Origin of the sequence: Staphylococcus muscae, assembly GCF_003019275.1 — a bacterium.
Classification (GTDB): Bacteria; Bacillota; Bacilli; order Staphylococcales; family Staphylococcaceae; genus Staphylococcus; species Staphylococcus muscae.
This window is the reverse complement of the sequence record NZ_CP027848.1, coordinates 1,604,412-1,628,335: the sequence shown is the minus strand read 5'-3', so window position 1 is coordinate 1,628,335 and position 23,924 is coordinate 1,604,412. Positions and strand designations below refer to the sequence as shown.

Here is a 23,924-nt window from a genome sequence, read left to right as displayed (position 1 = left end):
GACAATGTCATTTAATTGAATGGCTCTATTATAACAAAATTTGATAGATACAACTGATAGCAAGCTTAACAAAAATACGATATGTTAATAAAACTCAAAAATCCCGTTAATGACGTATCATCGCATTAACGGGATAAAAATATTTATTAGTCAAAGTTGTACAGTGGTGTAGAAAGGTAACGCTCACCGTTACTTGGCAATACAGTTACAACTGTTTTACCTTTACCAAGTTCTTTCGCTTTTTGAATTGCAGCATGAATTGCCGCACCTGAAGAAATACCACCTAAGATACCTTCTTCTTTTGCAACACGACGTGATGTTTCCATCGCTACTTCGTTACCTACTTTGATCACTTCTTCATAAATTTCAGTGTTCAATGTACCCGGTACAAAGCCAGCACCTAAACCTTGTAGTTTGTGTGGTCCTGGTTCTCCTCCGCTCAATACGGGTGAGTCTTCTGGTTCAATCGCAACGATTTGAATATCTGGATATTTCTCTTTCAAGACTTTGCCCACACCAGATAATGTACCACCTGTACCAACACCTGCTAAAAAGGCGTCGATTGTTTTACCTTCAAATTGTTCAACAAGTTCTGGACCTGTTGTTAACTCATGTACACGTGGATTTGCAAGGTTTTCAAATTGTTGTGGCTCGAAATAACCGTGTTCTTCTTTTAATTCTTTTGCCTTCTTGATTGCGCCTTTCATCGCTTCTGATCCGGGCGTTAAAACAAGTTCTGCACCATAAGCTTTTAATAAGTTGCGACGCTCTTGGCTCATTGTTTCAGGCATTGTGAAAACTGCTTTGTAACCTTTTGCAGCACATACGAACGCAAGACCGATACCAGTGTTACCGCTTGTTGGTTCAACAATCGTATCACCTGGTTTAATTTTGCCTTCTTTTTCTGCTTGTTCAATCATCGCCAGTGCGATACGGTCTTTTACCGAACCACCTGGGTTTTGGTATTCCAACTTCACATAAATATCTGCTGCATCTTCACCTGCTTGATGACGTAACTTCACAACAGGTGTTTGACCAATAATTTGCGTAATGTTTTCTACGGGTTTTCTTACCATAATCGACAACCTCACTTTTAATATATAATTTGCTAGAATGCTTAGTTAATATATCGGATATAAATAGTGTATCATTGTTCAGACAATTTCAAAAGTAAAATCGTACATCTCACACAAAAATTTCACATTATTTCATTGATACAAGCAATTCTTCTAAGTCAGCTTCAGAATAATGGTATTTCGTACGGCAGAAGTGGCATTCTGCTTCTGCACCATGATCTTCACGAATCATGCTTTCAATTTCCGCTTCTCCCAATCCTTTAATCGCTGTTAAAAATTTATCGTGGCCACAGTTACACTCAAAATCAACTGGTAATGTTTCTAAAAATTCAACGTGATCAGCACCCAAAATTTCTTGTAACATACTTTCTGGCGTATGACCTTGATCGATTAGTTTAGAAACAGGTGTCATATTGTTAATCGCTTCTTCTAGTTTAGCAATTGTTTCTTCTTTTGCACCCGGCATCACTTGGATAATAAAGCCACCAGCCGCCTTAATTGTATTATCTGGATTTACAAGCACACCGACACCCACTGATGATGGTACTTGCTCACTGTTGGCAAAGTAATAAGTGAAGTCTTCACCGAGTTCTCCAGAAATGATTGGGCTATTACCTGTATAGTAATCACGTAAGCCGACATCTTTTACAACATTGATATAGCCCTCTGTACCCACTGCGCGTCGCACATCTAACTTCCCTTGATCGTTCAATGCAAAGTGTGTCTGTGGGTTCGTCACATAACCACGAACTTTTCCTTGCGCATTCGCATCTGCAACAATTTTACCGATCGGACCATCACCATTGACTGTCACTGTTAATTTTTGTTCACCTTTTAGCATCGCACCCATCATCACTGTCGCTGTCATCGTACGACCTAGCGCTGCTGATGCTGTTGGCCATGTATAATGATGTGTTTGTGCTTCTTGAATCGCATCGGTTGTTTTCGCACTGTATGCACGAACTTCTCCACCATATGCGAGTGCTTTTACAATATAATCTTGCGTCATGTTCTATTGTCTCCTTTTTTATATGATAAATATACGATACGCATGTCAACGCACTTCTTTATTTCACGTAAATATCATCGCTGCAAAAAGACGTAGACTTCGTTCAAATATGATCATCACATTTTCTCTATGTTGCATTATCATACTCGCGTCATCACATAAGTACAACTGATATGACTTACACGATTATTCCAAGATATTCTCTCATAAAAAAGACTTCCCCAATAGCTGGAATCACTCCATCTATGAGAAAGTCTTATACGTCAAATCATTTATTGACGTGGTGGTGTTTGATCATCACCCGGTTTATCTATTTCTGGTGCTTGATCATAAGCTGTTGTATCTTCATCATCTTTATCTTCTGATGATGCTTCATCACGATCTGACGTACTTGTATGCGCACGGTTCGTCATTTCTTCTTGTTCACGACGAATCTCTTCGTACGACTTACCATACTTTCCTTCATTGAATTCGTCATCTTCAGAACGATCAACAACTTTTGCATCATCATAGTTCACTTCAGGCAGATGCCCTTCATGGAATAATGATTGGATTTGTTCTGCAACTAATGTCTCTTCTGTTAATAACGTCTCAGCGATTAAACGCAATTGTGATTCGTGTTCTAATAAAATTTGTTTACTACGCTCATACTGTTCTTTGATGATACGTTGCACTTCTTTGTCAATCTCATACGCAATTTGTCCTGAATACTCAGGTTCACCTGACATATCTTTTCCTAAGAAGACCTGACCGCCACCATGCGAGAACTGTAATGGTCCAAGCTTTTTACTCATACCATATTGCGTCACCATTTCACGTGCAATTTGTGTTGCACGCTCAAAGTCATTCGAAGCACCCGTAGATACTTCATTGAAAATAATATCTTCTGCGACACGTCCACCTAACAGACCACTAATTTTGTCTAGTAACTCTGGCTCTGTCATTAAGAAACGATCTTGTTTTGGTAACATCATCGCATAACCACCTGCTTGACCACGTGGCACGATTGTTACTTTGTGTACGACTTCTGCTTCATCAAGCACCATACCGATTACAGTATGACCCGCTTCGTGGTGTGCCACAATGTTGCGCTCTTTCTCAGAAATAACACGTGATTTCTTCGCTGGACCTGCGATAACACGGTCTGTTGCTTCTTCGATGTCTCTCATATCAATTTTCTTCTTACCACTACGTGCCGCAATTAACGATGCTTCGTTCAACAAGTTCTCTAAGTCTGCACCTGAAAAACCTGGTGTACGTTGAGCAATCGCTTTTAAATCAACCGTCTCATCTAAAGGTTTATTCTTCGCATGTACATGTAGTACCGCCTCACGACCTTTAACATCTGGACGACCGACTTGGATTTGACGGTCAAAACGCCCTGGACGTAAAAGTGCTGGATCTAGAATATCAGGACGGTTCGTTGCAGCGATCATGATAATATTTTCATTCTCACCGAAACCATCCATCTCTACTAACAATTGGTTCAATGTTTGCTCACGTTCGTCATGTCCGCCGCCAACACCTGCGCCACGTTGACGACCCACAGCATCGATCTCATCGATAAAGATAATGCATGGTGCATTCTTCTTGGCATTTTCAAACAAGTCACGCACACGACTCGCACCGACACCAACGAACATCTCAACGAAGTCTGAACCACTGATTGAGAAGAATGGCACACCTGCTTCACCCGCAACAGCACGTGCAAGCAATGTTTTACCTGTACCCGGTGGCCCGACTAGAAGTACACCTTTCGGGATACGTGAGCCCATTTCCTTAAATCGCTTGTTGTCTTTTAAGAAGTCAACAATTTCTACTAATTCTTGTTTCTCTTCATCCGCACCTGCTACGTCTGAGAAACGTACGCGACCTTTTTGACTATCGTACATTTTCGCTTTGGACTTACCAAAGTTCATCATACGACCGCCACCACCGCCGCCTCCTTGTACTTGACTCATAAAGAACAGGAAGAGTAGTGCGATTACTAAGACAGGGATTAAGGTTGAGATGATACTCACAAAAACACTCTGTCCTTCTTCTTCTTTAACTGTGAATTCCAATCCTTTTTGGTTTTGAGCCGTATCAGTGATTTTATCTAGCTCTTTATCATTATTAAATAATACCGTTGACGCAAAGTCATCGTTATTTTTCAACTTACCGCTCACTTTATACACATTATTCTCTGGTTGAATCTCTAATGACTTAAGGTCACCCTTCTCCAACTTTTGCATAAATTGATTATAAGTAAGTTCTTTTGGAATGTTCCCATTGCCATTCACCCATGAGAATAAACCAAAGATGACGACGCCTATCAGTGCTATAAAAAGCACATTACGAAAAGCTTTCTGCATGCGACGTTTCCTCCTACTCCAAATATAAAGCTAACAAAAATTTTACCATAATCTAAAGACTTGTTGCTAGTAATTGCGCTTGCTATCAATGGGATACAACAAAAGACAGATTTCCACGGTTTTCCATATCATTTTCGGAGTTCCATACAAGCTATCTGTCTTTTGTCATACGACTATCCTTGTGTGTAAATTTCAGGTTTCAACGTACCGATGTAAGGTAAGTTACGATATTCTTCTTTGTAGTCCAAACCATAGCCGACAACAAACTCATCCGGAATAACTTTCCCAACATATTTCGCTTGAATATCTGCTTTACGACGATTTGGCTTGTCTAACAATGTCACAATTTCCAATGAGTTGACACGACGTGATTGCAACAACTCTGTAATTGATTTTAAAGTTGTACCCGTTTCAAGAATGTCTTCAATAATTAATACATCTTTATTTTCAATCGATGATCCTAAGTCTTTCAAAATTTGCACTTCGCCTGTTGATTCCATACCACCGTGATAACTCGACACATCCATGAAATCAATAGCAAGTGGTGTATCAATACGCTTGATTAAGTCTGTCATGAACAGAATAGACCCTTTTAAAATACCAATACAGAATAAGTTTTTACCTTTGTAATCTTCTGTTAGCACACGTCCAAGTTTCTCACAAATTTCTTGAATTTCCTCTTCTGTTAACAAAATTTCTTTTAAATCATTTCTCATTTATGTCATCTCCCAAATATTGAATGTGAATGTATTGTTCGTATGTCATGTGATGATAACACGTCCCAACTGCTAAGATGTCACCATTAGCCGTACTGATTATCGGCATGTGTAGGCGCTCTCCTTGTGGGACTTTATGGTCAATCATCAAACGAGTTACTTTTTTATGTTGACCATTCGCAAGCATGATGCGATCACCTGTCTGTCGCGTTCGAATATGTAGCATTTCATGTGAGCGAAAGACGTGCTCTGCAATTTCGATACGGTACGCTCCAAATCGATAGATACCTGCCATCGTAACAACTTGTTGTGTCGGTATCGTTTCCTTCATTGCAGGCGCTATGACTAATTTATCATACACGATATCGACATGCCATTTGTTTGTATGCATGAGCGTACTTTGCGCCACGTCACTACAAATTTTGACAAACCAATCTTGATATGTACGCTCACTTACTGTCACAACTGACTCAAAATGTGCCAACATAATGTCCAAGACTTTCATTTTAACATGTGGCGACAGTTGATTGAATGGTTTTCTTGGTATGTACCATTGATTCCCATGTTTTTGGCGTACTTCTTGCTCAATGAATTGCTGTGCGCGTTGCTTAAAAAGCGTCAACGCTTCCGCATGAACATCCATCAACTTAAGTAATTGTTGTCCTTGCAACTGCGGATTTTGTTCAATATCAGGCAGCAGACGATTGCGAATATCATTGCGTACATACGCATTGCTTGTGTTGCTTTCGTCTTCAAAATAAGGCACTGTATGCTGTTGCTGATAAGTGCGGATTTGTTCTTTGGTCGTTGTCAGCAGTGGGCGAATGAGACGATAAAGACCACGTGATTCACATGTCTGAATGCCTAACGGCCCACGGTCAACACGTCCAGTAAAGATGCGATAAAAGATTGTCTCTAATTGATCGCCTTGATGATGCGCAGTCAGTAAACAGTCTGCTTGGAGATTGTACATCATTTTGTCAAACCAAGTATAGCGCAAACGCCGGGCTTCGTTTTGGATACTTCGCCCTGCTTCAGCAATGCTTGTAAGATCTAAATGGTGAATATGTAATGGGATATTTCGTTCCTGACAGTATGTTTGCAAAAATTGTGCTTCATTGTCAGATGCTTCACGCAAGCCGTGATGCACATGCAAACAAGTGAGTTGATCATATGTATCAGCATATTGCGTCAATAATTGATGTAACAACACCATACTATCTATTCCGGTCGACACTGCTATCACGATATGATCAGTTGTTCGCCAACAGGGTTTCATCACATAGACACTCCTTCGTATTCTTCGTTTCTTCTACACTGTATTTTAACAGTGAAAAAGAGGTTGAGATTCAAAGTTCCCTTCGTTTCTCAACCCCTAGATTGTGATGACTTATCGACGTGAACCTCGGCCACCACGTCTTGACTCTGCTTGACGTTTTACAGAATTAAGTTTATCTTCACTATCTTTTAAGAAGTTTGATAGTTTTTTCTCAAAGTCTTCCGGTTTTTGTGCTGGTTTTTGTCGACGTGGACGTTCTTTTGCTTTTTTGATAGATAAGCTAATCTTACCATCATCTGCAATAGAAAGTACTTTCACTTCAACTTCATCACCTAATGACAGATGATCTTCCACGTTCTCAACGTAATTATCAGCCACTTCACTGATATGCACAAGCCCGCTCTTTCCTTCTGGCAACTCCACAAATGCACCAAATTTTTTGATACCAGTGACTTTACCTTTGACTTTACTTCCTACTTCGATTGCCATTGTTATAATGAATCCTCCCGAGTTCGATATTTAACTCTATTATACGGTTGTTTGACTATTTACACAACGACAAAAACCGATTTAATCCTTTTCTTTAATATTTTTATCACGAGGTTGTGAAAGGAGCGCTTTGGGTTTGAGCAGAATCCAAGCAATGAGGTGAAATCGCTTTTTGATTTCATTGAATTGCGATATTCTGCCGAAAACCCTGCTCCTTGAACACTGACATCACGAGGTTGTGAGAGAAGCGTTTAGAATTCGAGTAGAACTAGAACAGCGATCAAAATTGATTTCCAAATTTTGTAGAGCTGTGAAGTTCTACCGAGAATTCTGCTTCTCGAACACTGACATCACGAGGTTGTGAAAGGAGCAGAATTCAAAAAAGGCGACATGCTGACTTTCTTAACACTGTCAACATACGCCTTTCGTTCTATACTATTCTTGTTTTTTGTTCTTCTGATCTTCAGGGAGTTTAAAGATGACTTCACCATCATTGCTCAAGTAATACTCATCTCGAGCAATTTTTTCAATATATTCTTCATCGTTTAGATTGTTCAATCGTTCTTTTAACTCTATCTCTTCATCTTGTATTTTCTGGTATTCTTCTTCCTTCGCTTGTCGCTCTTGAGAGGCTTGTTGATTGTTGTGCATTTGCACCCCCACCATGATTAACAAGACGAGAATAATTGCAAAAAGTCCACCGCCAAATACGAGCATTCGCTTCTTAACGACTTTTTTTAATCGTGCATGACGCTGACGTTTCGCATTTTCTTCGGATGTGTATTGGTTGCCAATTCCTTGCACTTTCTTACTCATGTGGCCTCACCTCTCTCAACGTCCATTACTGTAACCGTTCTTCTTTAACAAGCTCGTACATTCCTTTAGCATTTTCTTTCGTTGCATGTTCATTCAACGCAGTTACTTTAATCGTTACCACTTTTTGCCCAAATCGAATGACAAGTTCATCGTCCACTTTTACAGTCGTGCCTGCCTTTGCTGTTTGACCGTTTACTGCAACACGTCCTTGATCACTTAATTCTTTCGCAAGCGTACGACGTTTGATGAGTCGCGATACTTTCAAATATTTATCAAGTCTCATGGCTACCTCCTTGTGCCAAATATTGGTCTAATGTTTCTTCTGTAAAGTCCTTATTTTTGACTTCATCATACAGTTTTAAGAAATGACGTGCAAATACTTTCTCAAACTTCACACGTGTTTTTTTACCTTCTGCTGCCTTTTCTGATTGCCAGATTGACATCACATCTTCTACATCATCTGCTTGTGCACCCTTAAACACATGTGGATGACGACGAATCATCTTATCTGACAAACTTGTGACAACTTCGCGGATATCCATATAACCCGACTTCTGACCGATGTGCGCATGAAGTAATACTTGAAGTAGAATGTCTCCAAGCTCTTCAATCATATGCCAATCATCTTCATTATCAATTGCTTCAAACAATTCAAATGCCTCTTCCAATAAATAACGTTTCAAAGTGTCATGTGTCTGCACTTTATCCCATGGACAGCCGGTTTCATCATCAACGAGTTGGGCAATGACTTGGTTAGCAAAGTCGAAATCTCCATACAGTGCCGTATCATCTGTTACAGCTGGTATAAAGACACTCGTCAAGTTCGTGAAAGCCGCTTGGTGATCTAGTTCATATAGCGGCACTTGCGTCACTGTCGCGCCCGATTGATTCGCACCATCAACAATAAATACTTCAAAGTCGTCTGGATAGCGTTCCATCAAACTGAGCTTCAACTCGCCCGCCACCATATCACTATACACTTGCGTCATGATCGTTGCAGTTCTTGGATTCAACGCAGTGATGTCCAATGCCGTTGCATCAAGCATTGTAAAGCCATCATTCGGATCTATATTAACTGCTGCAAAAATATCATCAATGAAACTTCGTCCACCTTTCAATACAACACGAACGTTATAGTTAGCTGCACGTGTCAATAGTAGCTGTGTCGTCGTTTCTGCAACACGTGGATGTCCTGGTACCGCATAAACAATATCTTCATGTTGGGCACGCTCTAACAACCGCATCGTAATAGATTCATACACAGGTTCAAATGTATCATATTGCTCATAGACTTCATCAAATGAGTGAATGTCTATTTCTGATAGTTCTTGAATGACTGGGTGATCTGTCGTTCTCACATACAACTTCTTCTGTTGTGAGATCAAACGATAAATCCCCAAAGGTAATTCATCTAATCCATAGTTACCAAGACCTATAATTGTTAATTGATGTGTCATCTTTTTCTTCCCTTCTTCCAATGATACATTTTATCTCCAAATGGTAAATGCGACCATTCTTCTTCGTCTAAAATATTCAGGCGCACAAGCATCCAACCAATCGTTAAGACACCCACGAGCGTAGCGATAAGTAATTCTAATAAACTGCCAAATCTTGATGTAACAGGTATCAGCCATTGACAAAGTTGCACGCTCATCGTCATCACAAGTAATGCAAGCGCTAACTTACTATAAAACCTTCTCAATCTCTTAAGTCGATAACACTGTACGACGCCGTAATGCAATATGATCACCGCAATGACAAGTGATAATACCGTCGCAAGACTCGCACCTAACATTTCGAAATGTGCGATAAGTAAAATGTTGAAACACCCTTTACTGACTAGTCCCGTAACGACTGCTCCAATAATCAAACGATAATAAGCATAAATTTCCAACAATGCCATATACATCATCATCATTGAAACACAGATAACCGTCAACATGTATACAGTTAATGTCATCGTCAAAGCATTGCTTTCGAAAAAGACACGATTCAAGTTTGGCAATAGGTTCATCAATCCGATACCACTCGCACTACTCATCACAATGGTAATCTTCAATGAAGCATTTGCATAACTGTTCATCTCATCAATCGCACCACGTCGTTTCGTATCCGTCAACAATGGTATGAGTACAAAACAAAAAGTCGTCGTAACAATGAGTCCCATTTGGATGAAAGACGCTCCTCGATCGTAAATACCTTTTTGTACGATTGCATCTTGGAACGCAAAACCTGCTCCTGAACGCAACATATTCACAATCGTAAAGCTATCCACCACTTGCCATAAAATAACGATTAAGTGACTGACCGCAAAAATGATAATAGCAATAAAAAATTGTCGTAATGGAATACTGTTGATTCGTTCGTGTTCAACCGACTTCATATCACTGCGACACCACAAGTACAGCGTAGACATAACGAAACCTGCCGTCGATGCATAAATCGCCCAAGTCCCTGCTGTATAAATAGAGCATTCTTGGTGAACGAAATAAACAATAACAATACCGATGATACTCACACGTATTAACTGTTCAATGACTTGGGAGTATGCGGGATAGACCATTTGATGTTGTGATTGAAAATGTCCACGCAATAGCCCTAAAAAACCAACGACTAAAAAACTAATACTTGCCGCCTGCAACATCGGTGTTAATTGTGAATCTCCCATCCATTGCGCAACTTGTCTCGCCCCGACATATAGCACGGCCCAACAAAGGATACCTATCATTTCAATTGTAACGACTAAGCGACGAAACGTAGGTCGACTCGGTTGCCGACCGTCTAACACTTGTGTGAAGGCACTTGGTATCGCATTGCTCGATAACACAACTCCTAATGCAACGATTGGATATATTTGTTGGTACGCATATAACCCTTCATCACCTAACACATTCTGATATGGTACACGATATAGGGCGCTGAGTACTTTCACTGCAATCAGTGCAGCAGTTAAAACAACGACACCATTAAATGCCGCTTTCGATTTCATCTTCTAACCTCAAACTTTCTGCTAGAATTTTCGCTAAAAACTTCAGGGATTCCAACCATTGATTGCCTTTTTTCAATGTTACTTTCATACAACCATCTTTTACACCAAGTGTCATACTGCGTCCAAGTGGTTCAGATTGTCGGAATAATTCTTCGCCATTGATTCGATTCGTACCAGCTTGTGTCAGCAACACTTCCACCACTTTACCTGTATCCTTTACATGTTGCACACCGACTTGTAATAAATACGTTTTAATTTCCACAGAATCTAACAAATGCGCGACTTCTTGTGGATATTCATTAAAGCGATCTAGCAATTCATCTTTAATATCCATTAATTGTGCATGCGTCTCAGTCGCACGTAGTTTTTTATAAATTTCAATTTTAGCTTGTTCATTTTGAATATATGATGCAGGTAAGTAAGCATCTAATCGTAAATCCATTTCAAGTTCTGGAGCTTGCGTTTCGACTTTGACACCACGTTTTTCATTAACCGCTTCTTCTAGCATTTGCGCATAGAGATCATAACCGACAGAATCGATAAAGCCGTGTTGTTGCTTGCCTAGTAAGTTTCCTGCACCACGAATATTTAAGTCACGCATTGCAATTTTAAAGCCACTACCGAGCTCTGTAAATTCTTTAATCGCTTGTAGACGATCTTCCGCTGTTTCCGTTAATACTTTATTTTGAGGATGTAAGAAATAGGCATATCCAATACGACTTGAACGCCCTACACGTCCACGTAATTGATACAACTGACTCAAACCAAAACGATCCGCTTCTTCAATAATCAATGTGTTTGCATTTGGCACATCCACACCCGTTTCAATAATCGTCGTTGTGAGAAGAATGTCGTATTCACCATTGATAAAGTTGAGCATCGTTTCTTCAAGATCTCGTTCCGTTAACTGTCCATGCGCTACACCAATCTCGGCTTCCGGCATTAACATGCGTAACTGTTCACGCTTCTCATAGATGGATTGGACTTTGTTGTACAAGTAGAACGCTTGCCCTTCTCGAGATAATTCACGTTCCAATGCTTCTTTTATAAAGTTCGCATTTTGCTCCAAGACATATGTCTGAACAGGGAAGCGATTTTCAGGTGGTGTTTCAATCACTGATAAGTCACGCACACCTAGCATACTCATATGCAATGTTCTCGGTATCGGCGTTGCTGTCAGCGTTAGGACATCAACATTTGCTTTGAGCGCCTTAATTTTCTCTTTGTGGCGCACACCGAAACGCTGTTCCTCATCAACAATTAACAAGCCCAAGTCTTTGTATTCGATTGTCTTTCCTAACAACTTGTGCGTTCCGACAACAATATCAACGAAACCAGATTTTAAACCTTCCTTCGTTGCTTTGATTTCTTTCGCCGTACGAAAACGGCTCATCAACTGAATCTCAACTGGGAAATCACGCATACGTTCAATCAGTGTTTCGTAGTGTTGTTGTGCCAGTATCGTTGTTGGTACGAGAAACGCAACTTGTTTACCTGACATGACTGCTTTAAATGCGGCACGGACGGCGACTTCTGTCTTACCGTAACCAACATCACCGCAGAGTAGACGATCCATTGGGCGTGCACTTTCCATATCGGCCTTAATCTCACGAATTGACTTATCTTGATCTTCCGTTAATTCGTATGGGAAGTCCATTTCAAAAACATGTTGCTCTTCAGTATCAGGTGCAAACTGAAAACCGACAGATTGCTCACGCTCTTTGTATAATGCAATCAACTCATCTGCAATATCTTCAACGTTACTTTGTACTTTTGCTTTTGTTTTCTTCCATTCACTACCGCCTAACTTATAAAGCTTCGGCGTTTTATCTTCTGACCCAACATATTTTTGTACTTGGTCCATCTGATCGACAGGGACAAATAACTGATCCGTCCCTTTGTATTGAATCTTCATGTAATCACGATGTACGTCACCCACTTCAAGTGTCTCTACACCAAGATAACGTCCGACACCATGATGTACATGAACGACATAGTCACCTACATTCAATTCTTGGTATGATTTGATTTTCTCAGCATTTGTCAATGTTTTACGACGTTTTTTAGACGTTTTCTTCTGTCTTGACTTGAACAATTCTCGCTCCGTGATAACGACGAGAGACATGTATGGTAATTCGAAGCCTTCCGACAAACTACCTTCTACAATTGCTGCATGACCTGGCAACATCGCTTCAATATCTGGATCTAGCAATGTAGGAACATGCATTTCACTTAACATCGCTTGAATGCGTTCTTTTTTCGTCTCTGTCTCCGCAACAATCACAATGCGATAATCTTGACGCATAAATCGTTGAAGTTCCGACGTCATAATATCGTACTGACCATAATATTGTTGAACCGGCTTACATGAAAACTTGAAAATCTCATCTAACTTCACAGGCATCGATGACGTAAACAATGTAAAATACATAATTTGACGCTGACGAATAAGTGTTTCAAAAGCATCTTCATCCATGAAGCGCTGCCCGAGAAAACCTTTCCCACTTTCTACTAAGTTCTGTAAAAAATCTGTCGTTTCGGCAGTCAATGTATCTTCAGTTTCTTTTACCCGTTGGTATTCATCAACTAACACAACCGCATTGTCTTTAAAATAATCCATCAATGTTTCAGACTTATCATACATAAATGCAATCAATCGTCTTAAAACTTGTGGATCAAAGCGTTCTTCATCCGTAATATGAAAGGCATCATACGTATCTTTCAAATCTTGACGGAATGATTTTTCAATTTTTGGTCGTGTTTGTTCATACGCAGCCGTCAACTGATGTACCGTATGTTCTCTCACTTCTTCCGTCATAATAAAGTCATGAGCCGTCGTAATTTCAATTGAGTCGATATTTTCAAGTGAGCGTTGCGTCTCAACATCAAATAAGCGCATAGAGTCCACTTCTGTATCAAACAATTCAATACGCACGGGCTCTCCAAGCAATGGATAAATGTCGATAATACCACCACGTACGGAAAAATCACCAATGTTCGTTACAACAGATTCTCGACGATACCCCATACTGACAAGCTTTGTTAAAAAGGTGTCGAGATCTAAATCATCACCAATATTCAAAACCATCTGATGAGATTGCCATAACGCTTTCGGTGTAAGAAGCTTTTTCAATCCATTCAACGGGATGACAAATAACCCACGACGTTCATGTGCAAGTGCCGTCAAAGTACGAACACGCTCACTCATAAACTCTGGGCTTTGTGTTGAAAATTCTTCTGTCATCATGTCTTGTACTGGATACTTGTATAACTCATCATCTGGTACAAATTGTAATAAGTCTGCTTCTAACTTGTCCGCTTGATATAAGTTGTTTGTCACTAATAAAACTTGTTCGTGACCCGATTGATAGACTTCCGCAATCATCGCTGCTTTAGCTGAAGCCGTTAAGCCTGTGACTAACACATTACGATTGCCAACATATTCCTTTAAATTTTGAAACTGTGTATCTCTATGAATAATCTCGTTGATGATTGGTTTCACTGAACTTCACCATTATATTGTGTCATGACGTTTTCAAACGTTTCACCGTCAATAAATGCTTCAACTGCTCTTGCAACATGCTCAATGACGGGTTGCATCGTTTTCATTTCAACATCTGAAAACTTTTGCAAGACATAATCCGGAACAGACATGCCATTCGTTGGGCGGTCAATACCGATACGAATACGTTTGAAATCACTCGTGCCTATATGCGCAATAATGGACTTCATCCCATTGTGTCCACCTGCACTCCCTTTTTGTCTCAAACGTACTTGGCCTTGTGCCAAATCAAGATCATCATATAGCACTAATAAGTCTTCTATTTCAATATTATAATAATCCATTAATGGGCCGACCGCTTCACCAGAAAGATTCATCAAAGTTAAGGGCTCGATTAGCATTACTTTCTCGCCATTCATACGGGCGATTGTATATGCACCACGAAACTTTTGTTTATCCAATGTTGTTTGATGCTGATCCAACAAATAGTCAATGACTTCAAAGCCAATATTGTGTCTTGTGCGCTCATAGCGTTTGCCAATATTTCCTAAACCCACAATACATTTCATCACATGTTCCTCCGTTACTTTTATTACACGTACATTTGTGTTATTCGTCTATCGTTATTTTATAAGAAATGACGAGAAAGGGACAGAAAGCTTAGCATTTACAAAAACTTTCGTTATCCACACTCACTATCATTATAAATATTTCTATTTCAATTTAAGATTAATACATATCATGTCTCAGATTATATCGTAACACAAAATCGCCATTTCTCGCTCTCTAAAACACCGTTATATACGACAAAAGAGCATTATCCATCGAGATGGATAATGCTCTTAGAAGATCTCTTATTCTTCTTCAGATTCTTCTTTTTCTTCGCCTACAACTTCAGGCTCTTCAGTAGTTGCTTCGCCTTCCATTGCTTCGATTTCTTCTTCAGTTGGTTCTTCTGTTGGTGCAACAACAGATACAACTGCTTCTTCAGCATCGTTTTCGATAGTGAAGTCGCCTGATACTTTAATGTCTTGTACGCTTAAAGTATCGCCAATGTTTAATTCGCTGATATCAACTTCGATGCTTTCAGGAATGCTATCAGGTGTAGCAGTAATGTTTAAGTCGAATAACGGTTGTTCAACTACGCCGCCTTCTTTTGCACCAGGTGCTTCACCAATTAAGTGAACTGGTACTTCAACAGTACGCTCTTCGCTCATGTTGATTGCTAAGAAGTCGATGTGTGTAATTTGGTTTTTAAGAGGATCAAATTGGTAATCAGATACCATTACTTTGATTTCTTTTGAACCTACACCTAAAACGATAACACCGTTACGTCCTACTTCACGGATTACTTTGATGAATTCTACTTCATCAACTTTTACTGATACGTTTTTAGTGCCGTAACCGTATACTACTGCTGGTACTTTACCTGATTCACGGATTTTACGTAAATCTCCGCGTGTTTGTTTACCTTGACGAATAATAGACTTTAATGAAGCCATATTCATTTTCCACCTTTCCGTTGCACGTCTCTCGTGCAGCATTTGCCCATCAGCTATTTTGCTGCTTGCAAATGTGTATTTGTCCGTCATGACACGAACAGAGTTATTCTACACACATTTGATCAAGAAGTCAACCTATCTTAAACAAATAGTACACTTACTGATTCGCGCTCATACACACGAATAATTGCTTGTGCTAATAATTCAGCGACAGAAAGTTCTTTAATATTCTTTGGTTTTTGCTCATCTTTTAATAAAATTGAGTTCGTGACAATCAATTCTTTAATTGCTGAGTTTTCGATACGTTCTTTCGCAGGACCTGATAATACAGGGTGTGTACAACAAGCATATACTTCTGTTGCCCCTTTGTCTTTCAACGCCTGCGCAGCCAATGTAATCGTACCAGCTGTATCAATAATGTCATCGATAATAATCGCTGTACGTCCTTCAATCTCACCGACAATGTTCATCACTTCTGCAACATTTGGCTTTGGACGACGTTTATCGATAATTGCGATTGGTGTTTTCAAAATATCTGCAAGTTTACGCGCACGCGTTACGCCACCGTGGTCTGGAGATACAACGACACATTTCTCTGGGTCAATTTCTTTATTGTTTAAGAAATAATCTGCTAAAATCGGCACACCCATTAAATGATCGATTGGAATGTCAAAGAATCCTTGAATTTGTGGTGCATGTAAGTCTAAAGCGATCATGCGATCTGCACCTGCTGTTTCAAATAAGTCCGCAACAAGTTTTGCAGTGATTGGTTCACGACTACGTGCTTTACGGTCTTGACGTGCGTAACCGTAGTAAGGTACAACAATTGAAATTGTTGCTGCAGAAGCACGTTTACATGCATCGATCATAATTAATAATTCCATCAAGTGAACATTCACTGGATTTGAAGTTGGTTGAATAATAAAAACGTCACAACCACGAATACTTTCTTCAATATTGATTTGAATCTCACCATCGCTAAAACGCTTAACTGTACATTTTCCAAGTTCTACGCCCACATGGTCTGCAACTTCTTTTGCGAGTGGTTCATTACCTTTCAACGAGAAAATCTTCAGAGACGAATTTTTATATTCGGTGTTTAACATGATAAATCCTCCATTAATTGTTTTGATCACTAATTTATTTAAATTTTAATTCCACTTATTTCACACTTATGATTCTTTTGATTCCTTGTTTAAGTACCCTTCTTTTGTCACTTGTCTTGCACGTCCTAACGCCAAACTATAATCTGGCACATTGTCAGTAATCGTTGATCCAGCTGCTACAAGTGTCCCATCTCCAATGGTAACCGGCGCAACCAAGTTTGCATTGCAACCGACAAAGACATCTTTACCAATCGTTGTTTTAAACTTATTCACACCATCGTAATTCACCGTGATCGCACCACAGCCAATATTTGTGCGTGCACCCACTTCTGCATCACCGATATAACTCAAGTGTGATACTTTCGCACCATCATCGATACGTGCCTTTTTAACTTCGACAAAATTACCAATCTTCGTATCTTGTCCAAGATCCGCACCCGGTCGTAATTGTGCAAACGGTCCAACCGTTGACTGAGCACCGACAACCGCTTCGGTAATGACAGATTGTTTAATGACTGCGCCATCATCAATCTGGCTATCACGTATTTCAGAATATTGGCCGATACGCACGTCGCTACCAATCGTCGTTCTACCCGTAATTCTAACGCCCGGTTCAATCACTGTGTCTTCACCAATTGTCACATCAGGACCGATATACGTTGTGTTAGGGTCAATGATTGTAACACCTTCACGCATGTGATATTCGTTCATACGTACGCGATACGCTTGTTCCGCGCGACTTAATGCGACACGATCGTTAACACCCATAATCTCATCAAAATTATCAGTATGATACACGCCAATATGACCTTGTTGTTGCAAGATGAGTGTCAACACTTGTGGCAAGTAGTACTCACCTTGTGCATTGTCGTTATCCACTTGATCTAACAATGCAAATAACGTTGCATTATCAAATGCAAAAATGCCTGAACTAATCTCTTGAATGATCTTTTGTGCTTCGGTTGCGTCTTTCTCTTCAACAATCTCTACTAAGCCACCCTGTTCATTTCGAACGATACGTCCATATCCATATGGTTGTGACGTTGTCGCTGAGAGAACTGTTGCTTGCGCTTGTGAAGTCTCATGATGTGCCATCAGCTTTGATAACGTATCAGAGGTGATAAGTGGCGTGTCACCACATACAACTAATGTTGTTCCTTGTTGTGCTGCCAAATGCTCAGCTGCTTGCTTAACTGCGTGTGCAGTGCCTAATTGCGCTTCTTGAAAACTATATTGTGATGTTGTACCAAGTGTTGCTTTCACTTGTTCAGCGCCGTGACCCACAATCGTAACAATGTCTGTGATACCAGATTGTTGCACCTGATCAATCACATGTACAATCATTGATTTTCCAGCGACTTCATGAAGCACCTTGTATTGCTTTGATTTCATCCGCGTGCCTTTGCCAGCTGCTAAAACAATCGCATGTCTCTGCATGGTAATGAACCTCCAGTATTTTTGCACTTCTCTATAATTATAATTTAAGGAGTCATACACTTTCAAGAAGTAAAAGCAGATTCCTACTTTTACTTCATCTTCTCCAAACAAAAAAGGCTAAGATAGGACTTTGCTTAAAAGTCTGCGTCTTAGCCTCTTTTGTAGAAAACGATACATAAATAATTGCATCGATTGTCTACATTTCAGTGTTATTATTCTTCTGTTTCTTCTTGCTGCACTGGAAGTACTTCGTCTGTCTCTTCATATACTTTCATTACCGCATCTTGAATCTCTTGTCTCATGTCTGAGTTGATTGGATGTGCAATGTCACGGAACTCGCCATCTGCTGTACGCTTGCTTGGCATTGCGACAAAAAGGCCTGAATTCCCTTCGATGACGCGTAGATCATGAATAACGAAAGCATCTTCAAGTGTGATGGATACTAACGCTTTCATTCTTCCTTCCGTTTGTATTTTTCTAAGTCTAACATCTGTCACTTTCATAAGTGCGCCCCCCATAGTTTTGTATATAATTTTTTAGAAGTTCATCTTGAGTTAAAGATGATTATTCTTTAATCTCAGCAATCACTTCGATTTCAATCTTTACATCTTTCGGTAAACGTGCAACTTCTACCGCGCTTCTTGCAGGTTTATGTGCATCGAAGTACGAACCATACACTTCATTTACCTTTTGGAAATTTTCCATATCAGATAAAAAGATTAAAGCTTTGACAACGTGATCTAAGTCAGATCCAGCTTCTTCAAGTACAACTTTCAAGTTTTCAATCACTTGTTTCGTTTGCTCTTGAATACAATCGCTGACAATTTCACCCTCTTGATTGAGTGGGATTTGACCTGACGTAAACACCATACCGTTTACGATTGCTGCATGTGAATAAGGACCAACTGCTGCTGGTGCTTTTTGTGTGTTAATTAATTTCATGTTGTTTCCTACTCCTTTTTAAAATTTAGATAAGCTATTCCCCGGCTCTACCTTAAAATCTTGATTGTATTCATCAACATCAGATAGGCGGACAAGAGAAGTATAATCTTCAATCAATCGCTGCTTTACTTCTTTAGACTCCACAAGTACAGATACCCCTTTTACTTGTGCTTTAAACTCTGACATCAAATTCATCACGCCGTTAATCGAACCACCAGCGCGCATAAAATCATCTACTACGAGTACATTTGAGTGTTCTTTCAACGTTCGTTTCGATAATACCATCGTCTCTATCTTTCTAGAGGAACCTGATACATAGTTAATCGACACGGTAGACCCTTCAGTCACCTTATTGTCTTTTCGTATCACAACTACTGGCAGATTGAGCACACTTGCAACGGCATTCGCAAGAGAAATACCTTTCGTTGCAATCGTCACAATCGCGTCCAGTTCTTCATCCATATAGATGGTTGCAATGAGCTTTCCTACCTTCTTCAACAGTGTAGGATTCCCCATCAAATCAGATAGAAAGAGATATCCACCAGGTAGCAGTCTATCCTTCTCTTGTAATAGCATCGTGACCTCTTGCACGACCGCTTCAGCCTCTTCACGCTGCATTTGCGGTCGATACCTAACGCCACCACTCGCGCCCGCAACCGTTTCAATCGAGCCGAGCCCTTCTTTAACAACCGTGTCTTTAATAATTTGGACATCTTCGCTAATCGATGACTTTGCTTGCTTGAACTTCTCTACAAAGTATGTCAGCGGTACGAGTTTATTTGGATTGCTGATTAGATATTGAGTCATGTAAACAATTCGTTCACTTCTTTTATATCGCACCTTTATTATTCATCCTTTCTCTTTATGTCAACCAAGCGTTCTCACAAGGTAAACATCATTGCAACAACCACTTACAGCATTGTAAATATGACGTGCTTGACGCTCTCGTTGCGCAAACCCGTAAACAGTCGGGCCACTGCCGCTCATCAATGCACCATCGGCACCACTGTTCAACATCGTTCTTTTGATTTTACCAATCTCTGGCTGTAAGCGCATCGAGACTGGTTCAAGTCGGTTGGAGAGACTTTGGCACATCTGTGCATAATCGTCATTCTCAATCGCGATCAAACAGGCTTGTGTGTGAACTTCAAACGGCTGTGTCAAATCAAGCCCACCATATATATCTGGTGTAGATAATCCTGCTTGTGGTTTCGCAATAACCACCCAAGCAGATGGTGGTCGTTTCAAGAGTTCAATCTGTTCTCCACGCCCTTTACACAAGGCTGTCGTACCGTAAACACAGAACGGAATATCTGAACCGATTTCTGCAGATAGCGTGCTGAGTTCTTCCAACGATAGACCTAACTCAAATAAACGATTCAGTCCACGCATAGTTGCAGCAGCGTCACTAGATCCACCTGCTAAACCAGCCGCTACCGGAATATTTTTATCTAAAGTAATCGTTACACCTTGTTGAATATTATATGTCTCTTTCATCAACTGTGCTGCACGATAGGCCAAGTTACGCTCATCTGACGGGATGAAGCTCTCATCCACCTTCAAAACAATTTTGTTATCACGACGCTTCTGAAACGACAATCGATCATTCAAATCAATCGTCGTCATGATCATCTCAACTTCATGATAACCATCATCTCTCTTGAACAATGTGTCTAATGTCAAGTTAATCTTCGCTGGCGCTGTTTCATAAATCATCACAATTTCCTCTCTCAAGTTGGTATTAAAGTGATTTTACCATAATTAGCCACATAACTCGAAAGTAAATTTCAGGATGACGAAAAGTACATACAAAGTTTTATAAAATATTACATGAATCTCATATTCGTATGATAACCCCATTCAACAACGAAAACAACCGCCATTGTAAAAGTTCTTTTAATATTATGAAAAAGTTTAATCATAGTCAATTAATGTAGGAAACAACCAAAAATTTTACATTTTTAATCAATTAGCTGAAACAATTAAAATAGACTTCTATTCATCTCAAAAAAAGATGCCATTAAAACGACTAAAAACCACCCAACCTTATGATTGAATGGCTTTCATGTACAATATGAATGCTGTTATGCACAGTTTATTTATCTCGTGCTGATTTCTTAGATTGCATCTTCATCAACAAATGAGACGTGTACATTTTGTGTTAGCACGTCAGCATATGTATAAGACACACGCTCGAAGTTGTGTTTATCCGGATCAAGCTCAACAACGAACACTGATGGATAGGTTTCTGTTAAAACGCCACAACGTTCAATTGTTTTCTTTCGTCCCCCGTTAGCTTTAAGTACAATACGATTCCCTAACTGACAATCAAGTCGATTTTTGATGTCCACAATAGATTTTGGCATATCGCTCCACCTCGCTATGAGTGTATTATAACACAAAATGCGATTAGAAGTCAATAGAAATCTTTTATTTTAACAAGGTGATTTTGCAATGTCAATTATTTTAAAACTTTAAATGCGATAAATTTTTCAACTCGTCATACAATCGTGCATATTCTTGTATTGACAGCGCTTCCCCACGTCTTTTAGGATCAATCCCCGCTTGTTCCAGCCATACATGAATTTCTTGTTTATGTACTTTGCCATCTACAAACAAGTTTTGATAATTATTCAAAATGGTTTTACGTCTTTGTGCAAATGCACCTTTCGTCATTTTGAAGAAACTAGCCGTATCATCAACTTCAACGAGCGGGTGTGGGCGTTTCATCAATTTAACGACAATAGAGTCTACATTAGGGGGTGGCATAAAGACTGTCTTCGGCACTGTCATCACCGTTGATGTCTCTGTATAATACTGTGTCACGATGGATAGGGAGCCATATGCTTTTGTCCCGACTTGCGCATTCAAGCGTTCTCCGACTTCTTTTTGCATCATCACAACATATCCATCAATTGGTAAGTTTTGCTCCAATAATGTCAATAAAATGGGGGTTGTGATGTAGTATGGCAAGTTAGCCACAACCATAATTTTGTCACAGCCTTGTAAATGTGTTTCAATCTCATTGGCAACATCTGCTTTTAAAATATCTTGATTGATCACTGTGACATTATCATAAGGCGATAGTGTCTCATCAAGTACTGGAATCAATCGCTGATCAATCTCAAAAGCAAGCACACGTTTGGCATGCTTCGCCAATTGTTGCGTTAAAGACCCCATACCTGGTCCGACTTCGATGACACCTGTATTCTCATCAATACCAGATGCATCAATAATTTTGTGTATAATATTGACATCTATAAGAAAGTTTTGTCCTAAACTTTTCTTAAAACTAAATCCATACTGATTCAACAACGCTTTCGTTCTCGATGGCGTCGCAATATCTTTTTCGAACATATCTGTTTACTCCTCTATTTCCAATGCGCGTCGCACATCTTCTTCTGTATAACCAAACGCATTCAACTTCTTCAACAATTGTTTGCCATTTGAATGGCCAATATGAAGCTTTCTACCTAATATGTCTCGTCGGCGTCTTGCATCAGGTCCGATAATCAAACCTAAATCAATCAAGACAGCTTTGTCGATTGTTTCTTCACCTTCAGATAACGGCGTTGCAACATGCATTAACGCATCTCGAATATCTTCCAGAGAGGCATGCTCTACACCAATTTTACCACGCTTACTTTTAGCATCTTCACGATCAATAAACGCATGTTTCACACCGGGGACTGCATTGCGAATCGTTGTGCGTATTTTATCACCCGGGAAATCAGGATCTGTTAACACAATAACACCCTTCGTCTCGTGCGCTTGTCGGATAACATCTAGCACGTGTTCATCAATTGCACTTCCGTTCGTCTCAATTGTCTCACAAGTAACAGCACTTTTAACACGTGCCGTGTCATCCCGCCCTTCCACAACGATGAATTCATTAATTTTCATGGTGATACCTTCTTTTTATCATTTTTTATTGCGTATCATAAGTTGAAAAGACGTTCAGCATTTTCAGTCGTTTGTTTTGCAACTTCTTCATATGTGATACCACGTAATTCTGCAATTTGTTCTGCCACAAGTGTGACACGTGCAGGTTCGTTACGCTTTCCGCGATATGGATGTGGTGTTAAATAAGGCGCATCTGTTTCCACTAATAAACGATCCAACGGTACATGTTTCGCCACTTCTTTTGGTTGTTTGGCATTTTTAAATGTAACAGGGCCACCTAATGAAATATGGAAGTTGAGTTGATTAATCACAACATCTGCAATTTCTGGCGAACCACTAAAGCTATGCATAATACCGCCCACTTCTTCTGCATGCTCTTCAATTAAAATATCAATGCAATCTTGTGTTGCTTCACGATTATGAATCACAATTGGGAGTTTTACACGTTTTGCCAATGCAATCTGTTTACGAAAAACTTCTTTTTGTACATCTTTTGGTGATTTATCCCAATGATAGTCTAATCCCATTTCACCGATACCAATTACTTTTGGATGTTCTGAAAGCTTTTCAATCCAAGATAAGCGTTCCTCAGTAAAATCAATGGCATCAACTGGGTGCCAACCGATAATGGCATATATAAAATCATAGTTTTCAATCAATTGCATCGCACGCTCAATCGTTTTCGTATCAAATCCTACAACAAACATGCGATCAACACCCGCTTCTAATGCACGATTGATTACTTCCTGTAAATCTTCATCATATTGATCTGCATTTAAATGGACATGTGTATCAATTAACATT

The 23,924-nt window shown here is 39.7% G+C and carries 23 protein-coding genes; all 23 read right to left on the bottom strand.

From position 1 onward, the window contains the following. Positions 1-146: 146 nt before the first annotated feature. Positions 147-1,076, bottom strand: coding sequence for a cysteine synthase A (gene cysK / locus C7J88_RS07960; protein ID WP_095115166.1), 930 nt, complete (start codon positions 1,074-1,076; stop codon positions 147-149). Positions 1,077-1,203: 127 nt separating this feature from the next. Next, a complete protein-coding gene (hslO, locus tag C7J88_RS07955; RefSeq protein ID WP_095115164.1) occupies positions 1,204-2,085 on the bottom strand; it encodes an Hsp33 family molecular chaperone HslO in 882 nt (293 codons plus the stop codon). Between the two features lie 272 nt (positions 2,086-2,357). After that, on the bottom strand, positions 2,358-4,439 hold the full coding sequence (ftsH, locus tag C7J88_RS07950; RefSeq protein WP_095115162.1) for an ATP-dependent zinc metalloprotease FtsH: 2,082 nt from the start codon (positions 4,437-4,439) through the stop codon (positions 2,358-2,360). A gap of 173 nt (positions 4,440-4,612) precedes the next feature. After that, a complete protein-coding gene (gene hpt, locus C7J88_RS07945; protein ID WP_095115160.1) occupies positions 4,613-5,155 on the bottom strand; it encodes a hypoxanthine phosphoribosyltransferase in 543 nt (180 codons plus the stop codon). After that, positions 5,145-6,434: a tRNA lysidine(34) synthetase TilS gene (gene tilS / locus C7J88_RS07940; RefSeq protein ID WP_095115158.1), complete on the bottom strand. Its 1,290-nt coding sequence runs from the start codon at positions 6,432-6,434 to the stop codon at positions 5,145-5,147. Before tilS ends, hpt begins: the two co-directional genes overlap by 11 nt. A 111-nt stretch (positions 6,435-6,545) precedes the next feature. Further along, entirely contained in the window at positions 6,546-6,923 is a 378-nt protein-coding gene (locus tag C7J88_RS07935) for a S1 domain-containing RNA-binding protein (RefSeq protein WP_095115156.1), read from the bottom strand. A gap of 435 nt (positions 6,924-7,358) precedes the next feature. After that, entirely contained in the window at positions 7,359-7,739 is a 381-nt protein-coding gene (locus C7J88_RS07930; RefSeq protein ID WP_095115154.1) for an FtsB family cell division protein, read from the bottom strand. 25 nt (positions 7,740-7,764) lie between these two features. Then, positions 7,765-8,022: an RNA-binding S4 domain-containing protein gene (locus tag C7J88_RS07925; RefSeq protein WP_095115152.1), complete on the bottom strand. Its 258-nt coding sequence runs from the start codon at positions 8,020-8,022 to the stop codon at positions 7,765-7,767. Continuing rightward, positions 8,012-9,196, bottom strand: coding sequence for a MazG nucleotide pyrophosphohydrolase domain-containing protein (locus C7J88_RS07920; protein ID WP_095115150.1), 1,185 nt, complete (start codon positions 9,194-9,196; stop codon positions 8,012-8,014). The genes C7J88_RS07925 and C7J88_RS07920 overlap by 11 nt, the downstream gene beginning before the upstream one ends. Continuing rightward, entirely contained in the window at positions 9,193-10,728 is a 1,536-nt protein-coding gene (locus C7J88_RS07915) for a polysaccharide biosynthesis protein (RefSeq protein WP_095115148.1), read from the bottom strand. Before C7J88_RS07915 ends, C7J88_RS07920 begins: the two co-directional genes overlap by 4 nt. Further along, on the bottom strand, positions 10,706-14,230 hold the full coding sequence (mfd, locus tag C7J88_RS07910) for a transcription-repair coupling factor (RefSeq protein WP_095115146.1): 3,525 nt from the start codon (positions 14,228-14,230) through the stop codon (positions 10,706-10,708). The genes C7J88_RS07915 and mfd overlap by 23 nt, the downstream gene beginning before the upstream one ends. After that, positions 14,227-14,799 carry an aminoacyl-tRNA hydrolase gene (gene pth, locus C7J88_RS07905; protein WP_095115144.1) on the bottom strand — a complete coding sequence of 191 codons (573 nt, stop codon included), beginning with the start codon at positions 14,797-14,799 and terminating at the stop codon, positions 14,227-14,229. Before pth ends, mfd begins: the two co-directional genes overlap by 4 nt. Positions 14,800-15,084: 285 nt before the next feature. Further along, positions 15,085-15,732: a 50S ribosomal protein L25/general stress protein Ctc gene (locus C7J88_RS07900; RefSeq protein WP_095115142.1), complete on the bottom strand. Its 648-nt coding sequence runs from the start codon at positions 15,730-15,732 to the stop codon at positions 15,085-15,087. Between the two features lie 140 nt (positions 15,733-15,872). Further along, positions 15,873-16,838, bottom strand: a complete 966-nt coding sequence (locus tag C7J88_RS07895) for a ribose-phosphate diphosphokinase (protein ID WP_095115140.1) — start codon at positions 16,836-16,838, stop codon at positions 15,873-15,875. A 66-nt stretch (positions 16,839-16,904) separates the two neighbouring features. Further along, a complete protein-coding gene (gene glmU, locus C7J88_RS07890) occupies positions 16,905-18,275 on the bottom strand; it encodes a bifunctional UDP-N-acetylglucosamine diphosphorylase/glucosamine-1-phosphate N-acetyltransferase GlmU (protein ID WP_095115138.1) in 1,371 nt (456 codons plus the stop codon). Positions 18,276-18,487: 212 nt separating this feature from the next. Beyond that, on the bottom strand, positions 18,488-18,778 hold the full coding sequence (spoVG, locus tag C7J88_RS07885; protein WP_095115136.1) for a septation regulator SpoVG: 291 nt from the start codon (positions 18,776-18,778) through the stop codon (positions 18,488-18,490). Between the two features lie 61 nt (positions 18,779-18,839). Continuing rightward, the gene (locus C7J88_RS07880; RefSeq protein ID WP_095115134.1) at positions 18,840-19,217 is read right to left on the bottom strand and encodes a RidA family protein; all 378 of its coding nucleotides are present in this window, start codon (positions 19,215-19,217) and stop codon (positions 18,840-18,842) included. Between the two features lie 18 nt (positions 19,218-19,235). Beyond that, the gene (purR, locus tag C7J88_RS07875; protein ID WP_095115132.1) at positions 19,236-20,057 is read right to left on the bottom strand and encodes a pur operon repressor; all 822 of its coding nucleotides are present in this window, start codon (positions 20,055-20,057) and stop codon (positions 19,236-19,238) included. A 27-nt stretch (positions 20,058-20,084) separates the two neighbouring features. After that, a complete protein-coding gene (ispE, locus tag C7J88_RS07870; protein WP_095115130.1) occupies positions 20,085-20,933 on the bottom strand; it encodes a 4-(cytidine 5'-diphospho)-2-C-methyl-D-erythritol kinase in 849 nt (282 codons plus the stop codon). A 401-nt stretch (positions 20,934-21,334) separates the two neighbouring features. After that, entirely contained in the window at positions 21,335-21,583 is a 249-nt protein-coding gene (locus C7J88_RS07865) for a Veg family protein (protein WP_095115128.1), read from the bottom strand. A gap of 100 nt (positions 21,584-21,683) precedes the next feature. Continuing rightward, positions 21,684-22,574 carry a 16S rRNA (adenine(1518)-N(6)/adenine(1519)-N(6))-dimethyltransferase RsmA gene (gene rsmA / locus C7J88_RS07860; protein ID WP_095115126.1) on the bottom strand — a complete coding sequence of 297 codons (891 nt, stop codon included), beginning with the start codon at positions 22,572-22,574 and terminating at the stop codon, positions 21,684-21,686. Positions 22,575-22,580: 6 nt separating this feature from the next. Next, entirely contained in the window at positions 22,581-23,120 is a 540-nt protein-coding gene (gene rnmV / locus C7J88_RS07855; RefSeq protein ID WP_095115124.1) for a ribonuclease M5, read from the bottom strand. Between the two features lie 35 nt (positions 23,121-23,155). Beyond that, entirely contained in the window at positions 23,156-23,923 is a 768-nt protein-coding gene (locus C7J88_RS07850) for a TatD family hydrolase (protein WP_095115122.1), read from the bottom strand. Position 23,924 lies beyond the last annotated feature (1 nt).

Bases quoted from the DNA above. Each gene is read 5' to 3' on its own strand.
- cysK (WP_095115166.1), bottom strand. From the start codon at position 1,076: ATGGTAAGAAAACCCGTAGAAAACATTACGCAAATTATTGGTCAAACA.
- hslO (WP_095115164.1), bottom strand. From the start codon at position 2,085: ATGACGCAAGATTATATTGTAAAAGCACTCGCATATGGTGGAGAAGTT.
- ftsH (WP_095115162.1), bottom strand. From the start codon at position 4,439: ATGCAGAAAGCTTTTCGTAATGTGCTTTTTATAGCACTGATAGGCGTC.
- hpt (WP_095115160.1), bottom strand. From the start codon at position 5,155: ATGAGAAATGATTTAAAAGAAATTTTGTTAACAGAAGAGGAAATTCAA.
- tilS (WP_095115158.1), bottom strand. From the start codon at position 6,434: ATGAAACCCTGTTGGCGAACAACTGATCATATCGTGATAGCAGTGTCG.
- C7J88_RS07935 (WP_095115156.1), bottom strand. From the start codon at position 6,923: ATGGCAATCGAAGTAGGAAGTAAAGTCAAAGGTAAAGTCACTGGTATC.
- C7J88_RS07930 (WP_095115154.1), bottom strand. From the start codon at position 7,739: ATGAGTAAGAAAGTGCAAGGAATTGGCAACCAATACACATCCGAAGAA.
- C7J88_RS07925 (WP_095115152.1), bottom strand. From the start codon at position 8,022: ATGAGACTTGATAAATATTTGAAAGTATCGCGACTCATCAAACGTCGT.
- C7J88_RS07920 (WP_095115150.1), bottom strand. From the start codon at position 9,196: ATGACACATCAATTAACAATTATAGGTCTTGGTAACTATGGATTAGAT.
- C7J88_RS07915 (WP_095115148.1), bottom strand. From the start codon at position 10,728: ATGAAATCGAAAGCGGCATTTAATGGTGTCGTTGTTTTAACTGCTGCA.
- pth (WP_095115144.1), bottom strand. From the start codon at position 14,799: ATGAAATGTATTGTGGGTTTAGGAAATATTGGCAAACGCTATGAGCGC.
- C7J88_RS07900 (WP_095115142.1), bottom strand. From the start codon at position 15,732: ATGGCTTCATTAAAGTCTATTATTCGTCAAGGTAAACAAACACGCGGA.
- C7J88_RS07895 (WP_095115140.1), bottom strand. From the start codon at position 16,838: ATGTTAAACACCGAATATAAAAATTCGTCTCTGAAGATTTTCTCGTTG.
- glmU (WP_095115138.1), bottom strand. From the start codon at position 18,275: ATGCAGAGACATGCGATTGTTTTAGCAGCTGGCAAAGGCACGCGGATG.
- spoVG (WP_095115136.1), bottom strand. From the start codon at position 18,778: ATGAAAGTGACAGATGTTAGACTTAGAAAAATACAAACGGAAGGAAGA.
- C7J88_RS07880 (WP_095115134.1), bottom strand. From the start codon at position 19,217: ATGAAATTAATTAACACACAAAAAGCACCAGCAGCAGTTGGTCCTTAT.
- ispE (WP_095115130.1), bottom strand. From the start codon at position 20,933: ATGATTTATGAAACAGCGCCAGCGAAGATTAACTTGACATTAGACACA.
- C7J88_RS07865 (WP_095115128.1), bottom strand. From the start codon at position 21,583: ATGCCAAAATCTATTGTGGACATCAAAAATCGACTTGATTGTCAGTTA.
- rsmA (WP_095115126.1), bottom strand. From the start codon at position 22,574: ATGTTCGAAAAAGATATTGCGACGCCATCGAGAACGAAAGCGTTGTTG.
- rnmV (WP_095115124.1), bottom strand. From the start codon at position 23,120: ATGAAAATTAATGAATTCATCGTTGTGGAAGGGCGGGATGACACGGCA.
- C7J88_RS07850 (WP_095115122.1), bottom strand. From the start codon at position 23,923: ATGTTAATTGATACACATGTCCATTTAAATGCAGATCAATATGATGAA.